Source organism: Cellulosimicrobium sp. Marseille-Q8652 (assembly GCF_965112045.1).
The window spans coordinates 815904-838484 of record NZ_CBCOPS010000002.1 but is presented as its reverse complement, the minus strand read 5'-3'; the positions used below and the strand labels follow the sequence as shown (position 1 = coordinate 838484).

The 22581-nt window shown below is 73.9% G+C and carries 21 protein-coding genes; 7 read left to right on the top strand and 14 right to left on the bottom strand.

The window, feature by feature from the left end:
* Window positions 1-36: 36 nt before the first annotated feature.
* The gene (leuS, locus tag ACWPWV_RS13560; protein ID WP_454043493.1) at window positions 37-3063 is read right to left on the bottom strand and encodes a leucine--tRNA ligase; all 3027 of its coding nucleotides are present in this window, start codon (window positions 3061-3063) and stop codon (window positions 37-39) included.
* A 74-nt stretch (window positions 3064-3137) separates the two neighbouring features.
* Between leuS and ACWPWV_RS13555 the strand changes: the two genes are divergently transcribed.
* The gene (locus tag ACWPWV_RS13555; protein ID WP_454043492.1) at window positions 3138-3578 is read left to right on the top strand and encodes a YbjQ family protein; all 441 of its coding nucleotides are present in this window, start codon (window positions 3138-3140) and stop codon (window positions 3576-3578) included.
* Between the two features lie 72 nt (window positions 3579-3650).
* Here the strand turns inward: ACWPWV_RS13555 and ACWPWV_RS13550 are convergent, their stop codons facing one another.
* The 6 genes from ACWPWV_RS13550 to ACWPWV_RS13525 all read right to left on the bottom strand — a co-directional run bounded on the left by ACWPWV_RS13550 (window position 3651) and on the right by ACWPWV_RS13525 (window position 10774).
* Window positions 3651-4310 (bottom strand): vitamin K epoxide reductase family protein, encoded by a 660-nt coding sequence (locus ACWPWV_RS13550; protein WP_454043491.1) that lies wholly within the window; start codon window positions 4308-4310, stop codon window positions 3651-3653.
* A 214-nt stretch (window positions 4311-4524) separates the two neighbouring features.
* Window positions 4525-5742 (bottom strand): MFS transporter, encoded by a 1218-nt coding sequence (locus ACWPWV_RS13545; protein WP_454043490.1) that lies wholly within the window; start codon window positions 5740-5742, stop codon window positions 4525-4527.
* Window positions 5743-5840: 98 nt separating this feature from the next.
* Window positions 5841-6575 (bottom strand): metal-dependent transcriptional regulator, encoded by a 735-nt coding sequence (locus ACWPWV_RS13540; protein WP_454043489.1) that lies wholly within the window; start codon window positions 6573-6575, stop codon window positions 5841-5843.
* Between the two features lie 60 nt (window positions 6576-6635).
* On the bottom strand, window positions 6636-7337 hold the full coding sequence (locus ACWPWV_RS13535; RefSeq protein ID WP_454043488.1) for a YceI family protein: 702 nt from the start codon (window positions 7335-7337) through the stop codon (window positions 6636-6638).
* Window positions 7338-7395: 58 nt separating this feature from the next.
* Complete coding sequence (locus ACWPWV_RS13530; protein WP_454043487.1) at window positions 7396-9174, bottom strand: metallophosphoesterase family protein; 1779 nt, start codon at window positions 9172-9174, stop codon at window positions 7396-7398.
* 52 nt (window positions 9175-9226) lie between these two features.
* The gene (locus ACWPWV_RS13525) at window positions 9227-10774 is read right to left on the bottom strand and encodes an MFS transporter (RefSeq protein ID WP_454043486.1); all 1548 of its coding nucleotides are present in this window, start codon (window positions 10772-10774) and stop codon (window positions 9227-9229) included.
* Between the two features lie 164 nt (window positions 10775-10938).
* Here ACWPWV_RS13525 and ACWPWV_RS13520 point away from each other — a divergent pair, with 164 nt between their 5' ends.
* Complete coding sequence (locus ACWPWV_RS13520) at window positions 10939-11610, top strand: TetR/AcrR family transcriptional regulator (RefSeq protein WP_454043485.1); 672 nt, start codon at window positions 10939-10941, stop codon at window positions 11608-11610.
* Between the two features lie 60 nt (window positions 11611-11670).
* Here the strand turns inward: ACWPWV_RS13520 and ACWPWV_RS13515 are convergent, their stop codons facing one another.
* Complete coding sequence (locus tag ACWPWV_RS13515; RefSeq protein ID WP_454043484.1) at window positions 11671-12126, bottom strand: VOC family protein; 456 nt, start codon at window positions 12124-12126, stop codon at window positions 11671-11673.
* Window positions 12127-12238: 112 nt separating this feature from the next.
* Window positions 12239-13303 carry a non-homologous end joining protein Ku gene (gene ku / locus ACWPWV_RS13510; RefSeq protein WP_454043483.1) on the bottom strand — a complete coding sequence of 355 codons (1065 nt, stop codon included), beginning with the start codon at window positions 13301-13303 and terminating at the stop codon, window positions 12239-12241.
* 106 nt (window positions 13304-13409) lie between these two features.
* Here ku and ACWPWV_RS13505 point away from each other — a divergent pair, with 106 nt between their 5' ends.
* Window positions 13410-13730 carry a DUF1905 domain-containing protein gene (locus ACWPWV_RS13505; RefSeq protein WP_454043482.1) on the top strand — a complete coding sequence of 107 codons (321 nt, stop codon included), beginning with the start codon at window positions 13410-13412 and terminating at the stop codon, window positions 13728-13730.
* Window positions 13731-13736: 6 nt separating this feature from the next.
* On the opposite strand, the gene ACWPWV_RS13500 is transcribed toward ACWPWV_RS13505, so the two are convergent.
* Complete coding sequence (locus tag ACWPWV_RS13500; RefSeq protein WP_454043481.1) at window positions 13737-14387, bottom strand: response regulator; 651 nt, start codon at window positions 14385-14387, stop codon at window positions 13737-13739.
* The gene (locus tag ACWPWV_RS13495; RefSeq protein ID WP_454043480.1) at window positions 14384-15526 is read right to left on the bottom strand and encodes a sensor histidine kinase; all 1143 of its coding nucleotides are present in this window, start codon (window positions 15524-15526) and stop codon (window positions 14384-14386) included. The genes ACWPWV_RS13500 and ACWPWV_RS13495 overlap by 4 nt, the downstream gene beginning before the upstream one ends.
* Window positions 15527-15698: 172 nt before the next feature.
* On the opposite strand from ACWPWV_RS13495, the gene ACWPWV_RS13490 reads away from it, so the two are divergent.
* A complete protein-coding gene (locus tag ACWPWV_RS13490; RefSeq protein ID WP_454043479.1) occupies window positions 15699-16652 on the top strand; it encodes an ABC transporter ATP-binding protein in 954 nt (317 codons plus the stop codon).
* The gene (locus tag ACWPWV_RS13485) at window positions 16652-17449 is read left to right on the top strand and encodes an ABC transporter permease (RefSeq protein ID WP_454043478.1); all 798 of its coding nucleotides are present in this window, start codon (window positions 16652-16654) and stop codon (window positions 17447-17449) included. Before ACWPWV_RS13490 ends, ACWPWV_RS13485 begins: the two co-directional genes overlap by 1 nt.
* A gap of 46 nt (window positions 17450-17495) precedes the next feature.
* Here the strand turns inward: ACWPWV_RS13485 and ACWPWV_RS13480 are convergent, their stop codons facing one another.
* The gene (locus ACWPWV_RS13480; protein WP_454043477.1) at window positions 17496-18155 is read right to left on the bottom strand and encodes a response regulator; all 660 of its coding nucleotides are present in this window, start codon (window positions 18153-18155) and stop codon (window positions 17496-17498) included.
* Window positions 18152-19402: a sensor histidine kinase gene (locus ACWPWV_RS13475; RefSeq protein ID WP_454043476.1), complete on the bottom strand. Its 1251-nt coding sequence runs from the start codon at window positions 19400-19402 to the stop codon at window positions 18152-18154. Before ACWPWV_RS13475 ends, ACWPWV_RS13480 begins: the two co-directional genes overlap by 4 nt.
* A 165-nt stretch (window positions 19403-19567) precedes the next feature.
* On the opposite strand from ACWPWV_RS13475, the gene ACWPWV_RS13470 reads away from it, so the two are divergent.
* Both ACWPWV_RS13470 and ACWPWV_RS13465 read left to right on the top strand, forming a co-directional pair.
* Window positions 19568-19987, top strand: a complete 420-nt coding sequence (locus tag ACWPWV_RS13470) for a hypothetical protein (RefSeq protein WP_454043475.1) — start codon at window positions 19568-19570, stop codon at window positions 19985-19987.
* A complete protein-coding gene (locus ACWPWV_RS13465) occupies window positions 19984-21675 on the top strand; it encodes a multicopper oxidase family protein (RefSeq protein ID WP_454043474.1) in 1692 nt (563 codons plus the stop codon). The genes ACWPWV_RS13470 and ACWPWV_RS13465 overlap by 4 nt, the downstream gene beginning before the upstream one ends.
* 39 nt (window positions 21676-21714) lie before the next feature.
* Here ACWPWV_RS13465 and ACWPWV_RS13460 read toward each other — a convergent pair whose 3' ends face one another.
* Window positions 21715-22413 carry a GTP pyrophosphokinase gene (locus tag ACWPWV_RS13460; protein ID WP_454044542.1) on the bottom strand — a complete coding sequence of 233 codons (699 nt, stop codon included), beginning with the start codon at window positions 22411-22413 and terminating at the stop codon, window positions 21715-21717.
* Window positions 22414-22581: the final 168 nt, after the last annotated feature.

Here is a 22581-nt window from a genome sequence, read left to right as displayed (position 1 = left end):
GTCGGACGCGACGATTTCATGCACTCAGCGAAAGGGTCAGACGACGATGTTCACCAGCTTCGGAGCGCGCACGATCACCTTGCGGACCTGAGCACCGTCGATCGCGCGCACGACGTTCGGCTCGGCGAGCGCGGCGGCCTCGAGGTCGGCCTCCGTGATCGACGGCGGCACCTCGAGCCGGCCGCGGACCTTGCCCTTGACCTGCACGACGCACGTCACGGTGTCCTCGACGAGGTACTGCGGGTCCGCCGTCGGGAACGGCGCGTGCGCGAGCGAGCCGTCGTGGCCCAGGCGCTGCCAGAGCTCCTCGGCGAGGTGCGGCGCCACCGGCGCCGTCATGAGCACGAGCGGCTCCACGGCCTCGCGCGGCACGCGGTCGAGCGACGTCAGGTGGTTGTTGAGCGTGATGAGCTTCGCGATCGCCGTGTTGGGGCGCATGTGCTCCATCTCGACCCGCACGTCCGCGATCGCGCGGTGCACGGCGCGCAGCGTCTCGGGCGACGCCGGCTCGTCCGAGACGGTCGTCTCCCCCGTGTCTTCACTCACGACGTTGCGCCACAGCCGCTGCAGGAAGCGCTGCGACCCGACGACGGCGCGCGTCTCCCACGGGCGCGACAGGTCGAGCGGACCCATCGACATCTCGTAGACGCGGAACGTGTCGGCGCCGTACTCGGCGTACATGTCGTCGGGCGTGACGACGTTCTTGAGCGACTTGCCCATCTTGCCGTACTCGCGCTGCACGACCTCGCCGTTCCAGCGGTACACGACCTCGCCCGAGCCGTCCGCCGCGGGCTCCTCGACGACCTCGCCCGCCGGGACGTACTGGCCGCGCGCGTCGGTGAACGCGTACGCCTGAACGTAGCCCTGGTTGAAGAGCTTGTGGAACGGCTCGACGCTCGAGACGTGCCCCAGGTCGTAGAGGACCTTGTGCCAGAACCGCGCGTAGAGCAGGTGCAGCACGGCGTGCTCGACGCCGCCGACGTACAGGTCGACGCCGCCCGCGCGCCCGGCGGACGCGTTGTGCTCCGGTCCCATCCAGTAGCGCTCGAGCTCGGGGTCGACCACGGTCACGTCGGCGTTCGCCGCCCTGCCCGCCGCCCCACGAGCCGCCTCGTCCGGCGACCCGGACCACGTCGGGTCGAGGTAGCGCAGGTAGTACCAGCACGACCCCGCCCAGTTGGGCATGGTGTTGGTGTCGCGGCGGTACTCCTGCGGCCCGTCGCCCAGGTCGAGCGTCACGCGGACCCAGTCGTCGTTGCGGCCGAGCGGCGCCTCCGGCGAGGAGTCCGCGTCGTCGGGCTCGAAGGTCCGCGGCGCGTAGTCGGGCACGTCGGGCAGGTCGACGGGCAGCATCGCGTCCGGGATCGCGACGGGCTGGTCGTTGGCGTCCCACACGATGGGGAACGGCTCGCCCCAGTAGCGCTGGCGGCTGAACAGCCAGTCGCGCAGGCGGTAGGTGGTGGTGCCCTCGCCGAGCCCCTTCGCGACGAGCCACTCCGTGATCGTCCGCTTCGCCGCCGGGACGTCGAGCCCGTCGAGCGACACCTCGTCGTTCGACGACGCGACGATCTCGCCGTCGCCCGTCCACGCGCCCGTGAAGCCCTCCGGGAACCCGCCGGCGGGCCGGACGGTGTGCACGACGGGCAGCCCGAACGCCTCGGCGAACGCGAAGTCGCGCTCGTCGCCGCCGGGGACGGCCATGATCGCCCCGGTGCCGTAGCCCATGAGGACGTAGTCGGCGGTGAAGACGGGGATGGTCGCGCCGTTGACCGGGTTGACCGCGAGGTGACCCGTGAAGACGCCGGTCTTCTTCCCGGCGTCGGCCTGGCGCTCGACGGCGGTCTTCGCCGCGGCCTCGCGCCGGTAGGCGGCGACGGCCTCGACCGGCGACCGGTGCCCGCCCGTCCACGCCGACGACGTCCCGTCGGGCCAGTGCGCGGGTACCTCGTCGAGCAGCGGGTGCTCGGGCGAGACGACCATGAACGTCGCACCGAACAGGGTGTCGGGGCGCGTCGTGAAGACCTCGACCTGCGAGCCGGACTCCGCCGCGGCGTCGTTGGCGCCGTCCGCGCTGCCGAGCACGGCGAAACGCACCAGCGCGCCCTCGCTGCGACCGATCCAGTTGCGCTGCATCGCCGTGACCTTGTCGGGCCAGTCGATGAGGTCCAGGTCGTCCGCGAGCCGGTCCGCGTACGCCGTGATGCGCATCTTCCACTGGCGCAGGCTGCGCTGGAAGACCGGGAAGTTGCCGCGCTCCGAGCGGCCGTCCGCGGTGACCTCCTCGTTCGCGAGCACGGTCCCGAGGCCGGGGGCCCAGTTCACCGGCGACTCGTCGACGTAGGCCAGGCGCTGCGGGTCGATCACCGCGCGCCGCTGCACGGGGGTGAGCGAGGCCCAGTCCGCGCCCTCGTCGACGCCGGGCACCCCGCCGGGCACGGGCCGCGACCCGTCGGCGTACTGCGCCTCCAGCTCGGCGATGCGGCGTGCGCGGCCGCGGCCGCCGTCGGGACGCTCCGCGTCGGGGTCGTACCACGAGTCGAAGATCTGCAGGAAGATCCACTGCGTCCAGCGCACGTACTCCGGGTCGATCGTCGCGAACGAGCGGCGGGAGTCGTGCGCGAGGCCGAGCCGGCGCAGCTGGCGACGCATGTTGAGGATGTTGGCCTCGGTCGTCGTGCGCGGGTGCTGGCCCGTCTGCACGGCGTACTGCTCGGCGGGCAGGCCGAAGGCGTCGTAGCCGAGGGCGTGCAGCACGTTGTCGCCGCACATGCGCCGGAAGCGCCCGACGACGTCGGTCGCGATGTACCCGAGCGGGTGCCCCACGTGCAGCCCCGCACCCGACGGGTACGGGAACATGTCCATGATGAAGTACGGGCTCGCGCCCTCGGGTCCCCTGCCGTCGCCGTCGGTGAGCCCGCCCGTGGGGTTGGCGGCGAAGAACGTGCCGCGCTGCTCCCACAGCTCCTGCCACTTGAGCTCGATCTGCTCCGCGAGCGCCGGGGTGTACCGGAAGGCGGGCTGGCCGGAGGCGTGCGTGATCTCGGTGGTGTCAGGGGTGGTCACGCGGCCGATTCTACCGACCGCGCGCAGGCCCGACGGCGGGCCTGCGGACGCGTGCGCCGTGGCAGGATGTGCGCGTGATCGTGGTGACGACCAACGAGGTCCCCGGGTACCGCATCGACGCCGTCCTCGGCGAGGTGATGGGCATGACCGTGCGCAGCGCCAACCTCGGCGCCAACTTCGTCGCGGGCTTCCGCGCGATCGGCGGCGGCGAGGTCAAGGAGTACACGCAGCTCGTGTACGAGTCGCGCCAGGAGGTCATGCACCGCATGGTCCAGGAGGCGCAGCGGCGGGGCGGGAACGCCGTCGTCGGCATGCGGTTCGACACGGGCGAGATCGCGCAGTCGTTCTCCGAGGTGTGCGCGTACGGGACCGCGGTCGTGGTCTCCCCGATCCCGGCGGGCCAGCCCGGCGCGACGTCGCAGTCCGCGCACCAGGCGGCTTCCGCGCCCGCCCCCGCGTACGGCAGCCCGGGCGGGCCGCAGGACGGCCCTCCGGACCAGCCGGCCTGGCGCTGACCACCGGCCGGTCGGCGCCGGTCCCCCAGGGCCAGGACGGCCGCGGTCCGGACGACCCGAGGTCCGGACGGCTCAGAAGCTCGTGAGGATGTACTGGCCCATGACCAGGAAGACCCAGGCGATCAGGGCCACGTAGCCGATCGCCAGGAACAGGTGCCGGTTGCCGACGACGGTCCGCCGCACGCCGTCGCTCGCGGGCAGGAAGCCCTCCTGCACCGCGTGGACCGCCTGGTACCAGAACAGCGGCAGCATGACGGCCCAGACGACCATGCACCACGGGCACAGGCGCACGAGCGCGTACAGGCTCGTCCAGACGAGGAAGACGACGAGCGCGAGGGCGACCGTCGTCACGGCGAGCAGCGACAGCCAGTACCAGCGCGGGAGCCGTGCTCCCGCGAGGACGACGACGCCGGTCGTGACGACGACCGAGAAGCCCGCGATGCCGAGCAGGGGGTTCGGGAAGCCGAGCAACGACCCCTGCCACGACCCCATCGCCGGACCGCAGTCGACGAACACGCTGAGCGTGCAGGACAGCGCGTGGTCCGGGTCGACCAAGGTCAGGTAGCGCTCGACGGTGAGGTCGGCCGACGCGAGGAGGCCGATCGCGCCGAGGACGACGAGCAGCCAGCCGAGGGTGCGGGCGCCCAGGGGGCGCGGTCCGCCGGGGAGCGGCTCCTCGAGCTCGTGGGGACCGGACTCGCCCGTCGTGTCGACAGGGGCGCTCTTGCTCACGGGGACGCTCCTCGTGGGTCGCCGGCTCGCACCGGACCGTCGTGGTCGCGCCGTCGGCGCGGTGGGCACAACCTATCGCGACTCGCTGGGACGCGGCTGTGAGGGAGCCGACGGCGGCCGGTCGGGTCTGGCGCGCCGCGTCCCGGCGCCACGCGTCGGGGGTGGCGACCGGTACCAGCTCGTCGACGCGGGAACGACCTCGGGGACCCGGGTGCTACCTCGGCGAGACGGTGGCCTCGGGCGAGCGGACGGCGTCGGGCAGCGTGGCGACGACGACGCCCGCGGGGCGGCGCCCGACCAGCAGGATGATCGCGAGGCCCGCCAGCGTGAGCGCCACGCCCGTCCACGCCGGGGCGAGGTAGCCCCAGCCGGCGGCGATGACGACGCCGCCGAGGAACGCGCCGTTCGCGTTGCCGACGTTGAGCGCCGAGTGGCACAGCGCGGCACCGAGCGACGGGGCGGACGGCGAGAGGTCCATGAGCCGGGTCTGGAGCGAGAGCCCGAGCACCTGCGACGTGACGCCCAGGAGGAACAGCGCGAGCACCGCAGGGACGGGGTGCTCGCCGGTGAGCGCGAAGAGGACGAGCGCGGCCGCGGTCGACACGAAGCCGACGTAGACGGTGCGCATGACCGAGCGGTCCGCCAGCCGGCCCCCGAGCAGCGTGCCGACCGTCATGCCGACGCCGAAGACCGCGAGCACGACAGGCACGGCGCCGGTCGCGAGGCCGGTGACGCGCGTGATGGTCGGCTCGACGTACGAGTACACCGCGAACATGCCGCCGAACCCGACGGACGCGGCGACGAAGCCGATCCACAGCGGGCGGTTGCGCAGCGCGGCGAGCTCGCGGCGCGCGCTCGACGCCTCGTGGCCCGCCCCGGCGGGCACGAGCCACCACAGCGCGGCGAGCGTGGCGAGGCCCAGCCCGCCGACCAGGACGAACGCGGCGCGCCACCCGAGCTGCTGGCCCACGTAGGTGGACAGCGGCACGCCGACGACGTTGGCGACGGTCAGTCCCGTCATCATCATCGCGACCGCGTGGCCGCGCCGGCCCGGACCCACGACGGCCGCGCCGACCGCGGCCCCGACGCCGAAGAACGCGCCGTGCGGGAGGCCGGCGAGGAACCGGCCGGCGACGAGCGTCTCGATGCTCCCGGCCGTCGCCGACAGCACGTTGGCCACCGCGTAGAAGCCCATGAGCGCGAGGAGGAGCGTCTTGCGGGGCAGGCGCGCGGCGAGCACGGTGAGCAGCGGCGCGCCGACGACGACGCCGACGGCGTACGCCGTGATCGCGTGCCCGGCCGTGGGGATGGACACGTCGAGGTCGGTCGCGATGTCGGACAGCAGGCCCATCGTGGCGAACTCGGTCGTGCCGATGGTGAAGCCGCCCATGGCGAGCGCGAGGAGCGCGGGCCCGGTCCTCGGTGCGGTCATGGTTCTCCCGGGGTCGTCGAGGTGGTCGAGGTGGTGGGTCGAATCGATTCGATCGGTGTCGACGACGGCGGCGACGAAAGGATGGTGTGCGCGCCAGTCTAGGCGGACGCGGCGGGCCCGCGCACGACCCACACGTGCCCGGCGGCGCGCAGGCCGAGCTGGGACGGCGCGGTCGTCCCGCGCGCCGGACCGGCACCGGCACGGGTGTCGGCACCTGCTCCGGACCAGGCGACGGTCAGCGTGCCGGCGTACTCGCGGCGCTCGGTGACCGCGACCCGGGTGTCGAGACCGACGCCGAGCTCGGCGAGGTAGCGCAGCACGTCGGGGTCGGCGTCGGAGATCCGCACCACGACACCCTCGTCACCGGCGACGAGCTCGGCGAGCGGTACGGCGGGCGGGCGGACCACGACCCCGTCGGGACCCGGGATCGGGTCGCCGTGGGGGTCGCGCGTCGGCCGGCCGAGACGGACGTCGATGCGCTCGATCATGAGGTCCGACACGGCGTGCTCGAGGACCTCCGCCTCGTCGTGGACCTCGTCCCAGGCGTAGCCGAGCTCGGAGACGAGATAGGTCTCCAGGAGCCGGTGCCTGCGCACCATCGCGAGGGCGAGAAGCCGGCCACGGTCGGTGAGCGCGATCGCCCCGTACGGCGCGTGCTCGAGCAGCCCCTGGGCGCTCAGGCGCCGCACGGTCTCCGAGACGGTCGACGCCCCCACGCCCATCCGCTCGGCGAGGAGCTTGGTGGTCACGCGCTCGTCCGACCACTCCTGCGCAGACCAGACGACCTTGAGGTAGTCCTGGGCCACGGGCGTGAGGTCGTCGGGGCGGTCCACGCGACCACCCTAGGACACGGTCCCGGCCACCGACACGGCGCCGGACGCACCCGACGCCGGTCAGCCCGTCGAGCGGGACAGCGCGAGGCTCACCTCGACGGTGCCCTCGTCGCGCACCTCGACGGGCGCGAGCTGCTGGGCGCCGATGCCGTAGTCGGAGAACGTGACGCCGATCGCGCCGTCGACCCGCAGACCCTCGCCCGAGCGCTGGACCTCGAGGGCGACCGTCACCGGCTCGGTGACGTCCCGCAGGGTCAGGGTCCCGCTCGCCTCGAGGCGCACGGGCCCGGTCGCGTCCTCCAGGGCGGTGACGTCGAGGGGTGTCGTCAGGGCGAAGACCGACGTCGGGTAGATGTCGACCTCCAGCACGCGCCGCAGGAGGGCGTCCTCGACGGCGTCCCCGGTCGTGATGGTCGCGGTCGCGACCTCGACGTGCGCCGTCGTCGCCTCGCCCGACACGACCTCCACGGCGCCCGTCACGTCCTGCGTGCTGCCCACGACCGTCGCCTCGTCCCGCGGGACGCCGAGCCGTTCGGCGCGGAACCCGGCCGCCGAGCCGGGTCCGGCGACCCACCGCCCGTCGACGTCGAACGGGCCCGGTGCCGGCGACTCGACCGCGGGCGACGTCTCCCCCGGCGTCTGCAGGCCGAGCGGCGGCGGCGTGCGCCCCTCGGTGAGCTCGCTGTAGACGAACGGGGCGAGCAGCAGCACGACGAGAGCGAGGACGACCGCGACGACGCCCCAGCGCGTGGACCTGCTCATGCGCCCCATCCTGCCGCTCCTCGACCCGGCCCGGCGCGACCGACGCGCACGTCCCGCCTCAGTCCTCGGCCGCCGGGGCGGCGTCCGTCGGGGCCGGCCACGCGAGGCGCGGCCAGACCGTCGCCGACGCGTCCGTGCCCACCTGGACGAGCTGCCAGTCGAGGATCCTGCGCTGCTGCGGGTCGAAGCGCAGGACGGTCATCTCGGAGGTGCCCTTGAGCGGGCCGACGCGGAGCTGGTCCTTCACCGCACCGGCGGTGCTCCCGCTGACGTAGCGCACGCCGTCGCCCATCCGCTCCGGTCCGGACCGCGTGTGCATGTGCCCGGAGATCTGGTTCGGCACGCACCCCGACTCGATGGCGTCGTTGCCCATGCGCGGCGTGTGGATCAGGAGCAGGTCGATGCCGTCGCCCTCCTCCTGCTCGGTGCACGCCGCCTCCGCGAGGCGCGCCGCGTACTCCTCGGGCGTCTCCTCGCGCGCGGGCTGCGCGGCGGCGGCGAGCCGCGTCTCGAGCGGGTCGCGGTCCCCGAGGATCCGGATGCCCTCGACCTCGACGACCTCGCCGTCGAGCACGACCTGGCCGTGACCGCGCTCCTGGGCGGACGTCTCGACGCTGTCGTGGTTGCCGTCCGCGACGACCGTCGTCACGCCGTTCGGGATCGCGCCCGCGAAGGCGTCGACGCAGAACGACTCCACGGCGGTCCCGTTCATCGTCGTGTCCCCCGCGTTGAGCACGACGCTCGCGCCCGACCCCTCGACGACCGTCCGGATCAGCGGAGCCATCCCGACGTTGCAGTGCAGGTCGGAGATGACGACCAGGGTGACGAGGTCCTCCTCGGCCGCCGGCTCGGGCGACGTCGGCGTGCCGGACGACCCGTCGTCGTCGGTCGTCGGTCCCTCCGTGCCGCCCGCACCGCTCGCGCCGTCACCGTCGGCCGGTTCCTCGGTCGCGGCGTCCGTCGTCGCGTCGGCGTCAGGGCGCGTCGGCTCGTCGTCCGGCGCGAGCGTCGCGACGGCCCTCCCGCCGTCGGCCCGCGCGCCGCGCTCCGCGGCGGCGGCGTTGAGCCGCTGGACGGTCTGCCGCCGGTCCCAGGCGGTGACGAGGTTGTCGTTCGCCTCCGCGTAGAACTCCTCGTTCTCGCGGTAGAAGTCCAGGACGAGCGAGCCGTAGGTGTCGACGACGCCGGCGAGCCGCCCGGTGATGCGCGCGCCCTCGAGCGGCGTGCCCGCGAACACGGCGGAGGCCGGCTGACCCTCGCCGCGCGACGCCGCGGGGTCGCTCGAGGAGAGGGACGCGGCCACGAGGCCCACGAGCACGACGCTCGCGGTGATCTCGAACGTCCGGGGCGCGGCGACCGCGGTGAGCTCCCGGCGCCTCGCCGCGCCGAGCAGCGCGTACAGCCCCGCGCCGCCCGCGGCGACGACGAGGATCGCGAAGCCGGTGCGGCGCAGGGCGTCGACGACGAGCGCTCGCGCGACCGACCCGATCGTCTCCTGGGGCCCGCCGAAGAAGCGCAGGTAGTCCTCGAGGTCCTGCGACAGGCCCTCGAGCGTGTCGGCCTGGCCGACGGCCGTGAGGTCGGCAGGGATCTCCTGGACCGTCACGTCGGCGCCGAGGCCCAGCGGCAGGGGCGACTCGATCTGGAGCGTCCCCAGGGGCCCGAGGTCGACGACGACGAGCCCGTCGGTCGTCACCTCGTAGGTCGCCTCGTGCGGGCCGAGGCTGCGCTCGGCGGTCGCCGTCGTGACCCCCCACACGACGCAGGGCACGAGGGCGGCGAGGATGCCCAGGGTCCAGCGGACCCAGCGGGGCGGGGTGCGGTGCGGGGTGCTCATCACCGCCCACCTTCCCGGATCCGTCGCCGCCTCGCCAACGCGTCCCGCCCGATCAGGCCCGTGCGGCGCGCAACGTGACGAGCGCCACGCCCGACGCGACGAGCATGAGCACGACGCCGATGAGCGACGTCACGCCGACGCCGCTGCCGAACGCCGCGTGCGCCGAGTCGAGCAGCGCCTGCGCCTGCGCCGCGGGCAGCGTCCCGGCGACCTGGGTCGCGCCGCCGAGCGTCTCGGCGGCCGCCGCCGCGTCCGCCGCGGGCACGCCCGCCGGGACGACGACGTTCGCGTGGTAGGACGCGGTGAGGATGCTGCCGAGCACCGCGGTGCCGAGCACGGCGCCGACCTCGTACGCCGTCTCGGAGATGGCGGACGCCGCGCCCGCCTTCTCCGCCGGCACCGAGGACACGATGAGGTCGTTGGACACGGTCTCGGCCGCGCCCACGCCGAACGACAGCACGACGAACGCGACGACGAGGAGCGCGAGCGTGCTCTCCCCCGCCCCGGCCGCGACGATCGCGTAGCCGGCCGCGGAGAACAGCAGCGCGACGGCGACGACGCGCGCCGGGCGCACGCGCCGCACGACCTTCACCACACCCAGCCCGGCGACGACCATGAGCACGAGGCCCGGAAGGAGCGCGATCCCCGCCTGCATGGGCGACAGGCCCAGCACGAGCTGCACGTCCTGCGACACGAAGAACAGGAAGCCGACGAGCGAGAACACCGAGAGCAGGTTGACCAGCACGGCACCGCTGAACGCGGCGCGCGTGAAGAGCCGGACGTCGAGCATCGGGTCGGGGCGGCGCAGCTGGCGTCGCACGAACAGCGCACCGGCCACGAGCCCGACGGCGACGCTCGCCAGGGCGAGCCCGCTCGGCCCGGACTTCGCGAGCGTCTTGATCCCGTAGACGACGGGGGTCATCGTCACGATCACCAGGAGGATCGACCACACGTCGACGCGTCCGGGTGCGGGGTCGCGCGACTCGGGCACGAAGAGCGGTGCGAGGACCAGGAGCAGGACGAGCACCGGGACGGCGAGGAGGAAGACCGAGCCCCACCAGAAGTGCTCGAGGAGGAATCCGCCCACGATCGGCCCGAGCGCCGACCCCGCCGCGAACCCGGCCGCCCAGATCGCGATCGCGAGCCGCCGCTCCTCGCGGTCGGTGAAGACGTTCCGCAGGAGCGACAGCGTCGACGGCATGAGCATCGCGCCGAAGAAGCCGAGGCCCGCACGCGTCGCGACGAGCGCCTCCGCGCTCGGCGCGTACGCGGCGACGACGGACACCGCGGCGAAGCCGACGGCACCGGCGAGCAGGAGTCGTCGTCGGCCGATGCGGTCGGCGAACGAGCCCATCGGCACGAGCAGGCCGGCGAGCACGAGCGGGTAGATGTCGATGATCCACAGCAGCTGTGTCCCGGTGGGACGCAGCGCCTCCGAGATCTGGGGCAGCGCGAAGCTGAGCACCGTGTTGTCGATCGACACGAGCAGCACGGGGAGCATGAGCACCGCGAGCGCGAGCCACCGGCGCGCCGCGCCGAGCGCGGTGGCGGCAGGGGCGTCCGGGCGGATCGCGGGGCGGTTGAGCTGGGTCGCCGTCACGACGAGGTCCTTCCACGACAGCGGACGGCCGGGGCGACGCGGTGGCGTCGAACTTCCGGACCGTCCAGACGGTACAGTAACGTCCTCGGCTCGCTCGGGTCATCCCGCGCCGGCTGTGACGCTCCGCACCACCGGGGCTGCGCGCTCGCACTACCCTCGACGACATGCCGCCGCCCCCCGCCGCCCGCGCCAAGGTCCTGCGCGCCTTCGCCGCGCTCCTCGTCGAGCACGGCGAGCGCGCCGCGACGCTCGAGGCCGTGGCCGAGCGCGCGGGCGTCTCCAAGGGCGGGCTGCTCTACCACTTCGGGTCCAAGGACGCGCTCGTCGACGGTCTGGTCGACCACCTGCGCGAGCTCACCGACGCCGACGTCGCCGTGATGCGCGCCGCACCCGAAGGTCCGGTCGACTACCTGCTGCGCACGTCGACCGTCGTCGACGGCGAGTTCGAGCTCGTCTACCTCGCCGTCTCACGGCTCGCGCAGGGCGCCTACCCGCGCGCCCGCGCCGCCCTCGACGGCGCGCACGACGCCTGGACGCGAGCCGTTCTCGACGAGGTCGGCGACCCCGTCGTCGCGCGCGCCGTCGTGCTCATCAGCGACGGCCTCTACGCGCACGCGGCCTTCGACGGCGCGGTGCTGGACCCGGGTGCGCCCGACGACGACGCGTCACGGGGCGCCCCGGCACCGGGCGTCCCGGCGCCCGACGGGTCAGCACCGGGAGGCCCGACGTCGGAGGGCGACGACACGGAGCGACTCACCTTCCGGGCGCCGCGCCGGGGCGACGACGTGGACGACCTGCTCGCGCTCGTCGCCGAGATCGTCGCGATGCGTCGCTGACGTCCGACCCGATTCTCCTCGGCCGGGTGGTGGGTGGACGAGGCGCACGCCCCGCCGACGTCAGCCCGCGTACGCGGCGCGCAGCGGTTCCAGGTCGAGCTTGGTCTGCGTCATCATGACGTCGACGACGCGCTGGACCTTCGTACCGTCGGGGTCCTGCAGCATCTCCAGGAACTCGGTCGGGACGATCTGCCAGGACAGGCCGAACCGGTCCTTGAGCCAGCCGCACTGCGACTCCTGGCCGCCGTTCGCGGTGAGGACGTCCCAGTACCGGTCGACCTCGTCCTGGGAGTCGCACTCGACGACGAACGACACCGCCTCCGTGAACGCGAACTGCGGACCGCCGTTGATGGCGGCGAACCGCTGCCCGGCGAGCTCGAAGTCGGCGGAGACGACCGTCCCGTCGGGCTGGCGGTACATCTCGCCGACCTTCGCGTCGGGGAACACGCTCGTGTAGAACTCCACGGCCTCCTCGAGGTTCATGTCGAACCACAGGCTCGGGACGATCGCTCGCATGGTGCCTCCTCGTGTCGGGCACGACCCGCCCGGGCCGTCACGAGGTAGGACCACGCCCGGCGCCCGAACTCATCGCCGGGACGGCGAGCGGCCCGACGGTCCGACGGGTCGCTCAGGCGGACGCCTTCTTGCGCGTGCTGGTCGACGCCTTCTTCGCCGCGGATCCCGACGAGGTCTTGGCGCCGGACGCGCTCTTGGTGCCCGAGGCGCTCTTCGTGCCCGACTTCGCCGTCGTCTTCGACCCGGACGATGCGCTCTTCCTCGACGAGGAGGACGTGGACGACGACGACGAGCGGGACGTCCCCTTCCCGGAGGAACCGCTCTTCGCCGTCGTGCCCGAGCCGCCGGACGACCGGGACGACGAGCCGGAGGAACCCGACGAGCTCTTGCCGCTCTTCGACGACGCGACGGACTTCCGCAGCGCCTCCATGAGGTCGATGACCTCGGCGCCCTCGCCCTCCTCGGCCTGCTCCCCGAACGTCTCGGCGGCGTCGAGCGCGTCACCCTGCTCGAGCTTCGCGTCGATGAGCTGGCGGAGCTGGACCTGGTAGTCGTCCTCGTACTCCTCGGGGGCGAAGTCCGCCTCGAAGCTCGCCACGAGCTGCGACGACATCGCGAGCTCCTTCTCGGTGACCTTCGCCTCGTCGTCGAGCGACGGGAACGCGGCGTCGCGCACCTCGTCGGCCCACAGGAGCGTCTGGATGACGAGCACGTCGTCGCGCACGCGCAGCGCGGCGAGGCGCGTGCGCTGGCGCAGCGCGAACTTCACGATCGCCGTCCGGTCGGTCTCCTCGAGCGTGCGCCGCATGAGCACGTACGCCTTGTTGGACTTCGAGTCGGGCTCGAGGTAGTAGCTGCGGTCGAGCAGCAGCGGGTCGATCTGGTCGCTCGGGACGAACTCGACGACCTCGATCTCGCGGCTGCGCTCGGCCGGCAGGGCCTCGAGGTCCTCCCCCGTGAGCACGACGGTCTGCTCGCCGTCGGTGTACGCCTTCGCGATGTTCTCGTAGGGCACGACCTCGCCGTCGATCTCGCACACGCGCCGGTAGCGGATGCGTCCGCCGTCCTTGTCGTGCACCTGGTGCAGCGGCACGTCGTGGTCCTCCGTCGCGGAGTAGACCTTGACGGGCACGTTGACGAGACCGAACGTGATGGCGCCCTTCCAGATGGCCCTCATCCGTCCATGGTGGCGTGCGACGCGCCCGGGCGCGACCCCTCGGACCGGTCCGCGTGTGGGTGGCCCGCGGCAGGATCGCGGGGTGGCGACGACCGGGGGACGAGAGATGGCTGGCACAGGTACCGGCGGCGGGACCCGCTTCGAGTTCGAGGCCGAGCTGTGGCGCTGGGAGGCGCGCACGGACAGCTGGGTCTTCGCCGCGCTCCCGGAGGACGTGAGCGACGAGATCGCCGAGCTGCCCCTGCCGCCCGCCGGGTTCGGCTCCGTCAAGGTCGAGGTGACGATCGGCGGCTCGCGCTGGTCCACGTCCGTCTTCCCGGACGCGGGCCGCAAGACCTACGTGCTCCCCGTCAAGGCCGCCGTGCGCCGCGCGGAGCAGGTGGACGTGGGCGACGTCGTCCGGATCGGCGTCGAGACGCTCCACTGAGGTGTCTCACCCGAGGATCCCGAGGTGGAGCGCGCGCAGCACGGCGCGCGTGCGGTCCCGCGTCCCGAGCTTGAGCAGCACGGTGGACACGTGGTTCTTCACCGTCCCCTCGGCGAGGAACATGCCGTGGGCGATCTCGCGGTTGGAGTACCCGGCCGCCACGAGCCGCAGCACCTCGAGCTCGCGCTCGGTGAGATCCTGGACGGGCACGCCGTCGTCCTCCTCCGGTTCCGCGGCGCCCGACCGCACGGCGCGCAGGAGCTGGTCGGTGATCGACGGCTGGACGAGGGTGCCGCCGTCGGCGAGCGTGCGGACGGCTCCCGTGAGCTGCTCGAGCGTGACGTCCTTGAGGAGGTAGCCGCGAGCGCCGGCGCGCAGGGCGCGCAGCACGAGGTCGTCGTCGTCGAACGTCGTGAGCACGAGCACGGGGACCTCGATCCCGCTCTCGCGCATCGCCTCGAGCGCCCAGATCCCGTCGTGGCGCGGCATGCGCAGGTCGAGCAGCACCACGTCTGGCGCGTGCTCGCGCACCGCCGCGACCGCCGACATGCCGTCCTCGGCCTCCGCGACGACCTCGACGTCCGGGGAGATGCCCAGGAGGCTGCGGATGCCCTGGCGCACGAGCGTCTGGTCGTCGACGAGCAGGACACGGATCACCGCACGGCCTCGCGCGGAAGCACGCCCTCGCGGGCCTCGGCGAGCGTGACCTCGACGCGGAAGCCCGACGCGCCGTCGACGCGCACGGTCCCGCCGAGGGCCTCGACGCGCTCGGTGATCCCCCGCAGGCCGTTCCCCGGCTCGACACGCCGGGCACCGCGGCCGTCGTCCTGGGCGACGAGACGGACCCGGCCGTCGTCGTCGGCGACGACCTCGATGGTGAGCGCGGTTGCCTCGGCGTGACGGATCGTGTTCGTCACGATCTCCTGCGCGGCACGCACGAGCACGACGGTCTGCTCCTCGTCGACCACGACGTCGTCGGCCACGAGCACGCGCACGCGCGGCGCGAGCACGCGCTCGACGAGCGACTCGATCGCGTCCTGCAGGCTCGGTGCGCGACGCCGCAGCTCGCCCACGGTGGCGCGCACGTCACCCAGGAGCTCGCGCGCCACCGTCTTGGCGCGCAGCACGTGCTCGTGTGCCCGCTCCCCCTCCTGGTGGCTCGCCGTCTCGAGCTCGAGCGCGAGCACCGTGAGCTGGTGGCCCAGCACGTCGTGCAGCTCGCGCGCGATGCGCAGGCGCTCGTCGGACCGGGTCGACACGTCGCGGAGGACGGCGGCCGCACGCAGCTCGACGTGCGCGGCGGCGAGCTGTTCGCGCATCTGCCTCTCGCGCTGGAGCGCGAACGTCGACCCGACGCTGGCGACCTGGATGAGCAGGTAGATGATCCCGCTGAGCACGGCGTCGGTGAACGACCCGCGCATCCCGACGGCGACGGTCACGACCACCACGTTCACGACCACCACGACGGTCGTCACGCGCACGGGGACGACGTAGACGCTCACGGCCGCGACGGCGACGAGCAGGATGGGCAACCACCCGGCGCCCGGTGCGCTGAGGACGAGCGCGCCGACGAGCACGACCTGCGTGACGAGCAGCAGGTAGGCGCGCACCGTGCCGAACCCCGCGCGGAGCACGAGCCACCCGGTGACGACGACGAACACCGCGAACACCGCGAGCCAGGTGCCGACGGGCACCAGCACCGCCCCCGGTGCGGCGATCGGGACGAGGGCGCCGATCCCGAGCACCACGACGAGCATCGCGATGCCGGCCCACACCTCCGGGTCGATGCGTCGCATCCCCTCACCCTACGGACCGACCGGCGTGCCGCCACGTGCCGGAAGTCATGGTCGACGGCCGTGACGACCGGCACGCGCGCGACGCCCCTGGCGCTCCGTAGCGTCGAGGAACCGCTCGCGGACCGGCCGCGGGAGAACGGACGGACCACCGACGGGAAGGACGTGGGCAGCGATGAGCGCCGTCGACGCACGAGACCTGACGAAACGCTACCGCCGCAGGCACGGGACGACGGTGGCGGTCGACGCCGTGAGCCTCGTCGCCGCCGAGGGCGAGATCCTCGGGATCCTCGGGCCGAACGGGGCGGGAAAGACCACGACCGTCGAGATGGTCGCCGGGGTCCGCCGACCCGACGGCGGCTCGGTGCGCGTCGCCGGCCTCGACCCCTTCACCGACCGCGCGGCGGTGCGGCAGGTGCTGGGCGTCCAGCTCCAGTCCGGCTACCTGCACGGGGCGCTCACGGTGCGCGAGCTCGCGCACCTGTACCGCTCGTTCTACGGGTCGGGGCGCGACCCGGACGGGCTGATCGAGACCCTCGGCCTCGGCGAGCAGCGCGACGTGCGCTACGAGAAGCTCTCGGGCGGCCAGCAGCAGCGGGTCGCGATCGTCCTCGCGCTCGTCGGCGACCCGCGCGTCGTGATCCTCGACGAGCTGACCACGGGCCTGGACCCGCAGGCACGCCGCCAGGTGTGGGGCGTCGTCGAGCGGTTGCGTGACGACGGGGTCACGGTCCTCCTGGTCTCCCACCTCATGGAGGAGGTCGAGCGCCTGTGCGACCGGGTGACGCTGCTCGACGGCGGCCGCGTCGTCGCCCACGACACCCCGGCCGGTCTGGTCGCGGGCGCGGGGCTGGACCAGCGCGTGCGCTTCCGGGTCGCGGCTCCGCTCCCGCCCGCGCTCCTGGACCGCGTGCCGGGCGTCGAGGGGGTCGAGGTTCGCGGTGAGCAGGTGGTCGTGACCGGGCACGGCGAGCTGCTCCAGGAGGTCAGCACCGCGCTCGTGCGCGCGGGCGTCGTCGCGACGGAGACGCGGCTCGAGCGCGCGACGCTCGACGACGCGTTCCTCGCGCTCACCGGCCGCTCGCTGGGCGACGGCGCCACCCCCACCACGCCCGAGGTGGCCGCCTGATGATCACCGTCGCCCCCACCACCGCTACCTCGCGCACCACGAGCGGGCCGGGCCCGCGCGCGTGGGCCGCGCTCGTCGTCGCCGAGGCCAAGATGGTCGTACGCGACACGGCCGGGCTCGTCATGCCCTTCGGCATGCCGGTCCTCATCCTCGTCATGTACGGGATCGGCGACGCGACCGCGATCGTCATCCCGGGCTCGGGCGGTCGCACCGCGTTCGACGTCTTCGTCGTGCCGGTCGTGCTCGCGATCGTCGTCGGGATCATCGGCGTGATCAACATGCCGAGCTTCCTCGCCTCCTATCGCCGCACCGGGGTCCTCAAGCGCCTGTCCGTGACTCCGGCCTCGCCGGCGATGGTGCTCGTCGCCCAGGTCGTGGTCAGCGCCGCCCAGACCGCGCTCGGCGTCGCGCTGGCGCTCGTCGTCGCGACGGCGGCGTTCGACGCCACGCTGCCCGCCTCCCCCGCGGCGGCACTGGGTGTCCTGGCGCTCTGCGCGACCGCGATGTACGCCGTCGGGATGCTCGTCGCCGCCGTCTCCCCGACGCCCAACGCGGCGCTCGCCATCGGTCTCGTCGTGTTCTTCGCCTTCGGCGCGACGGGCGGCATGTTCGGCGACGTGTCCGACCTGCCGGAGCCGGTGGCGCGCGTGGGAGAGCTCCTCCCCTTCGGCGCGTCCGTCCAGGCGCTCGGGGACGCGTGGGCCGGGCAGCCGGTAGAGGCCTCCCACCTCGTCGCCCTGGGCGGGGCGGTCGCCGTGTGCTCCGTCGTCGCCGCCCGGTTCTTCCGCTGGACGTGACCGGGCCGCTCCCGTGCGCACGGCGGGAGCCGGGTCGCGGACGGCGTCAGTCCCCCGGGCGCACGAGTCCCGTCTCGTAGGCGAGCACGACGAGCGCGGCGCGGTCGCGGGCGTCGAGCTTCGTGAGGAGGCGGCTCACGTAGGTCCGCGCGGTCGCGGGGCTGAGGAACAGCGCGCGCGCGATCTCGTCGTTCGTCAGGCCCCGACCGACCTGTTCCAGGACCTCGCGCTCGCGCGCCGTGAGGGTCTCCAGGCGCCCGGCGTCGAGGGCGCGCGGGACCGCCTCGACCGCGGCGCGCATGACCGACGCCGTGACGCCCGGGGACAGCAGCGAGCCCCCGTCGGCGACGACGCGGATCGCCGACCGCAGGTCCCCGGGCGAGACGTCCTTGAGCAGGTACCCGACGGCGCCCGCCCGGATCGCCTCGACCACGTGCTCGTCCTCGTCGAACGTCGTGAGGACGAGCACCCGCACGGCGTCGAGGGCCGGGTCGGCGACGATCGCCCGCGTCGCCTCGAGGCCGTCCATCTCGGGCATGCGGACGTCCATGAGCACGACGTCCGGACGGTGCTCGCGGACCCTGGCGAGGCCCTGGCGACCGGTCGCGGCCTCGGCGACGACCTCGACGTCGCCGTCGTGCACCGCGAGCGCCCGCAGCCCGGCGCGGACGAGCTCCTGGTCGTCGACGATCACGACGCGGATCACGGCGCGAGCCTCGCCGGGAGCTCGGCGGTGACCACGAACCCTCCGTCCGGCGCGTCCCGGGCGTCGAGCCGGCCCCCGAGGAGCGCGGCGCGCTCGACCATGCCCGCGATGCCCTGCCCGGTGGCCGCGCCGCTCCCGCTCCCCACCGGCCCCGCCGCGGTGGCCGGGCCGTCGCCTCGAGCGCGGTCCCCGCGGCCGTCGTCGGCGACCCGCACCAGCAGGAGCCCGTCGACGACGTGCGCGGCGACCGTCGCCCGCCGGGCGCCGGCGTGCCGCAGGACGTTCGTGAGGGACTCCTGGACGATCCGGAACGCCGCGGCGTCGATCGCGCCGTCGACCTCACCCGGCACGACGTCGACGTCGAGCTCCACGTCGAGGCCGGAGGCGCGCGCGGGCCGGACGAGCGCGTCGAGGCCCGCGAGCGACGTCGCCCCGCGCGGGGCGACGTCGGGCAGCGGCCCCCGCAGGACCTTGACGGTCGCGCGCAGCTCGCGCAGCGCCGCCGACGTCGCGTCGCCCACCTGGCCGAGCGCCGCCCGCGCCGCGTCGTCGTCGCGGCCCACGGCCTCGCCCGCCACGTTCGCGTGGAGGGCCACGACCGACAGGTGGTGACCGAGGACGTCGTGCAGGTCCCGTGCGATGCGCACCCGCTCGGCCTCGAGCCGCCGGTCGGCCGCCTGCGCCTGCTCCGCGGCGGTGAGGACGCGCACGCGCTCCGCCTGCTCGCGCGCGGCCCGCGTCAGCCGGACGGCGACCCCCAGCGCGATCGCCGCCGCGACGAGCGCGACGTTCGTCACGAGCTCGTATCCGTACAGGTACGTGACGGGCTGGCCCTCGGCGACGCGGAAGTACGCGGCGACGGCCACGAGCACGGCCCCTGACCCGACGGCCCACCACGTCCGGCCCAGCTCCGCCGCGGAGTAGAGCGCCGCGACCGCGGGCAGGGCCATCCCGATCACGGGCAGACCGAGCGCGTAGTAGGCGAAGATGCCCAGCACCGTGAGCACGAGCATCGTGCGCGGGGCCCGGCGCCGGATCGCGACCAGCGCGCCGAACCCGACCGCGAAGACGTACGCGAGGGGACCCGAGTCCCCGGGCCCGTCGAAGTCCGCGGCGATGACGACGGCGATCGCGAGCGTCATCGCGACCGCCAGCACGCCGTCCGTGAGCCGCGGGTCGACGCCCGGCCGGGCCGCGGCGGGGTCGACCGCCGGGCCTCCTGCCGCGGCGGGCTGTCGCGCACTCATGGCGCCAGCGTACGGAGCCCGGCACCCCGAGGCATCAGCCCTCGGTCTCGGGGTGGTGTCGCCCCGGGGCGACACCCGTCGTCGCCGCGCCACGACGGTCTGCGGCCCGAACAGCCGACCGGGGGCCGATGTGACGGACCCGGTGCGCTCGGCATCGTCGGAGCCATGACCTCTCCGCACCCTGCGTCCCGTCCCGCACGTCCCCAGGACGGCTCCCGCACGACCGGTCCGCTCTCGTGGCCGACCGTGCTCGGTCTCGGCTCGATGGCCCTGCTGTGGCCGCTCACCGGGCTCCTCGGCCTCGACGGCGGCGGCGGGCGTGCCCTCGCCGTCATCGGCGTGACCGCGCTCGTGTGGGTCGGGGTCGTCGGTCTCGGCCGGGTCGCACGCCCGGTCCTCACCCTCACGCTCGCCGGCCTGACGTCCGGCGTCGTCGCGGCGGTCGTGTCCGCGCTCGTCGGGCTCGACGGAGGGCGGCCGTCGTGGACGCTCGTCCCGGCGCTCGTGCTGAGCACGTCGTGGGGCGCCGCGGCCGGAGTCGTCGCAGCGTTCGTGCAGCGCGCGCGGGGCGGGGCGGCACGATGAGCCCCGCAGTCCACCACGGATCCCGCAGCCCGCGCGGTCCCCGCAGCCCTCGCGTCGCCCGCACGCGGCTCGCGCTCGCCGCAGCGGTGGCTGCTGTCGCGCTCGCGCTCGCCGGGTGCGCCCTCGCGCCGTCGGTCCACCCCGTCCAGGAGCAGGAGTTCACGACGGCGCTCGCGATCCCGCCGCTCGCGCCGTCGCGCGTCGTCGACGGCACGCGCGTGTTCTCGCTGACCGCCCAGGAGGGCACGACGTCGTTCCTGCCCGGCGTCGAGACCCCCACCTGGGGCTTCGACGGCGCCTACCTCGGCCCGACGCTGCGGGCCGCGCGCGGCGAGCGCGTCGCGGTCGAGGTGACGAACGACCTCGACGAGCCGACGAGCGTCCACTGGCACGGCATGCACCTGCCCGCGGCGATGGACGGCGGACCGCACCAGGAGATCGCGCCGGGCGCGACGTGGCGCCCGACGTGGATCGTCGACCAGCCCGCCGCGACGCTCTGGTACCACCCGCACCCTCACGGCTCGACGGAGGAGCACGTCTACCGCGGGCTCGCCGGGTTGTTCCTCCTCGACGACGACGCGTCGGCCGCGGCCTCGCTGCCGTCGCAGTACGGCGTCGACGACGTCCCGGTCGTCGTGCAGGACAAGACGTTCGACGACGAGGGCCGGCTCACGCTCGACGGCGCCGGCGAGCCGGGGATCCTGGGCGACGTCGTGATGACGAACGGCACGGTGGGCGCGTACCACGACGTGACGACGGACCGCGTGCGCCTGCGCCTGCTCAACGGCTCGACGGCGCGCACCTACGACCTCGGGTTCGCGGACCGGGAGATGGACTTCGTCGCGACGGACGGCGGGCTGCTCGACGCGCCGGCCCGGATCGACCGCGTGCGCCTCGCGCCGGGCGAGCGCGCCGAGGTGGTCGTGCGGATGTCACCCGGCGAGACCACGCGGCTGCACTCCTTCGCGGTCGACCTGGGCGGCGTCGCGGCGTCGTTCGCGATGGGCGGCAAGGAGGCGTTCGACGTCCTCGAGCTGCGCGCCGCGGACGAGCTGGCGCCGTCGCCCGAGCCGGCATGGGCACCGTCGACCCACGCGGCGGCCGACGCCCTGCACGCCGAGGACGCCACGGTCGAGCGGACCTTCGAGCTCGCCGATCGTGAGATCAACGGGCGCCGCATGGACCTCGGCCGCATCGACGAGACCGTCACCGTGGGCGACACGGAGGTCTGGACCGTGCGCAACGCGCACCCCGTCCCGCACAGCTTCCACGTCCACGACGTGCAGTTCCGCGTGCTCGACGTCGACGGGGAGCCGCCGCCCGCGGCGCTCGCCGGTCCCAAGGACACGATCTACCTCGAGCCCGGCCGGAACTACCGTCTGCTGCTGCGCTTCGACGACTACACCGACCCCGACGTCCCGTACATGTACCACTGCCACATGCTGCGGCACGAGGACGAGGGGATGATGGGGCAGCTCGTCGTCGTCGAGCCCGGCGGGTCGGCGGGCGAGATCAGGACGCCCGCCGGGTCGCACGACACCTCGCACGACACCTCGGACGACACCGCGCACGACACGGGGCACGACACGGGGCAGGACGTGGACGGGACGGGACGCGAGCCCGGCAGCGGTCCTCGCCAGGTGCCCGGCGCCGGGCTGGACGACGGCCACGGGGGCCACGGCGGGTGAGCGGCTCCGCGGACGACCCGGCTCGGAGCGCGAGCCGGGTCAGCCGTCCCGACGTCGGTCGTGGAACGCCTCGTCCGTGGCCTGGGCGGTGCGCATGATCGCCTCGAGCGTCTCGCGCGGCGTCGCGAGGGTCTCGGTCGTCTCCGCGGGATCGGGGCTCCCGTCGAGCTCGCGCACCTCGTCGTGGATCCGTTCCATCGTCGTGTCGAGCGTGGCGGCGACGTCGGCCGCGAGCCGGAGCGCGTCGGTGAGGTGGCCCGGGACGTCGCGCTGATACTTGTAGTAGATCTTGTGCTCGAGGCTCGCCCAGAAGTCCATGGCGATCGTCCGCAGCTGGATCTCGACGACGACGTCCTCGACCCGGTCCGAGAGGAAGACGGGCACCTGGACGATGAGGTGCAGGCTCTTGTACCCGTTGCCCTTCGGGTGGGCGATGTAGTCGCGCTCCTCCAGCACCGTGAGGTCGCGCTGCCCGACGAGCATGTCCCGCACCCGGTAGATGTCCGAGACGAAGCTGCAGGTCACGCGCACGCCCGCGACGTCGAACATGCTCTCCCGCACGCCCTCGGGCGTGAGCGGGATGCCCTTGCGCCGCGCCTTGGTGAGGATCGAGTCGATCGTCTTGAGCCGCGACCCGACGTGCTCGATCGGGTTGTAGTCGTGGATGTGCCGGAACTCGTCCCGCAGGACGGTGATCTTGGTCATCACCTCGTCGATGCCGAACTTGTAGGTCATCATGAGGCGCCGGAAGTCCCGCACGCGCGGGACGAGGTCCTCGGGCAGCGGCCGGTCGACCGTCGTCTCGTGCGTCACGTGCGTCCTCTCGCCGGTACGGGCGGTGCCCGCGGGCGCGTCGGCGCCGCGCCCTTCCCACTGTCCCACGACCGGCGGGCGCCACAGGTTCCC

Coding starts and splice junctions, on each gene's coding strand:
- ACWPWV_RS13490 (WP_454043479.1), top strand. CDS start 15,699: ATGAGCGCCGTCGACGCACGAGACCTGACGAAACGCTACCGCCGCAGG.
- ku (WP_454043483.1), bottom strand. CDS start 13,303: ATGAGGGCCATCTGGAAGGGCGCCATCACGTTCGGTCTCGTCAACGTG.
- ACWPWV_RS13520 (WP_454043485.1), top strand. CDS start 10,939: ATGCCGCCGCCCCCCGCCGCCCGCGCCAAGGTCCTGCGCGCCTTCGCC.
- ACWPWV_RS13505 (WP_454043482.1), top strand. CDS start 13,410: ATGGCTGGCACAGGTACCGGCGGCGGGACCCGCTTCGAGTTCGAGGCC.
- ACWPWV_RS13545 (WP_454043490.1), bottom strand. CDS start 5,742: ATGACCGCACCGAGGACCGGGCCCGCGCTCCTCGCGCTCGCCATGGGC.
- ACWPWV_RS13495 (WP_454043480.1), bottom strand. CDS start 15,526: ATGCGACGCATCGACCCGGAGGTGTGGGCCGGCATCGCGATGCTCGTC.
- ACWPWV_RS13530 (WP_454043487.1), bottom strand. CDS start 9,174: ATGAGCACCCCGCACCGCACCCCGCCCCGCTGGGTCCGCTGGACCCTG.
- ACWPWV_RS13465 (WP_454043474.1), top strand. CDS start 19,984: ATGAGCCCCGCAGTCCACCACGGATCCCGCAGCCCGCGCGGTCCCCGC.
- ACWPWV_RS13470 (WP_454043475.1), top strand. CDS start 19,568: ATGACCTCTCCGCACCCTGCGTCCCGTCCCGCACGTCCCCAGGACGGC.
- ACWPWV_RS13515 (WP_454043484.1), bottom strand. CDS start 12,126: ATGCGAGCGATCGTCCCGAGCCTGTGGTTCGACATGAACCTCGAGGAG.
- ACWPWV_RS13535 (WP_454043488.1), bottom strand. CDS start 7,337: ATGAGCAGGTCCACGCGCTGGGGCGTCGTCGCGGTCGTCCTCGCTCTC.
- ACWPWV_RS13460 (WP_454044542.1), bottom strand. CDS start 22,413: ATGATGACCTACAAGTTCGGCATCGACGAGGTGATGACCAAGATCACC.
- ACWPWV_RS13475 (WP_454043476.1), bottom strand. CDS start 19,402: ATGAGTGCGCGACAGCCCGCCGCGGCAGGAGGCCCGGCGGTCGACCCC.
- ACWPWV_RS13485 (WP_454043478.1), top strand. CDS start 16,652: ATGATCACCGTCGCCCCCACCACCGCTACCTCGCGCACCACGAGCGGG.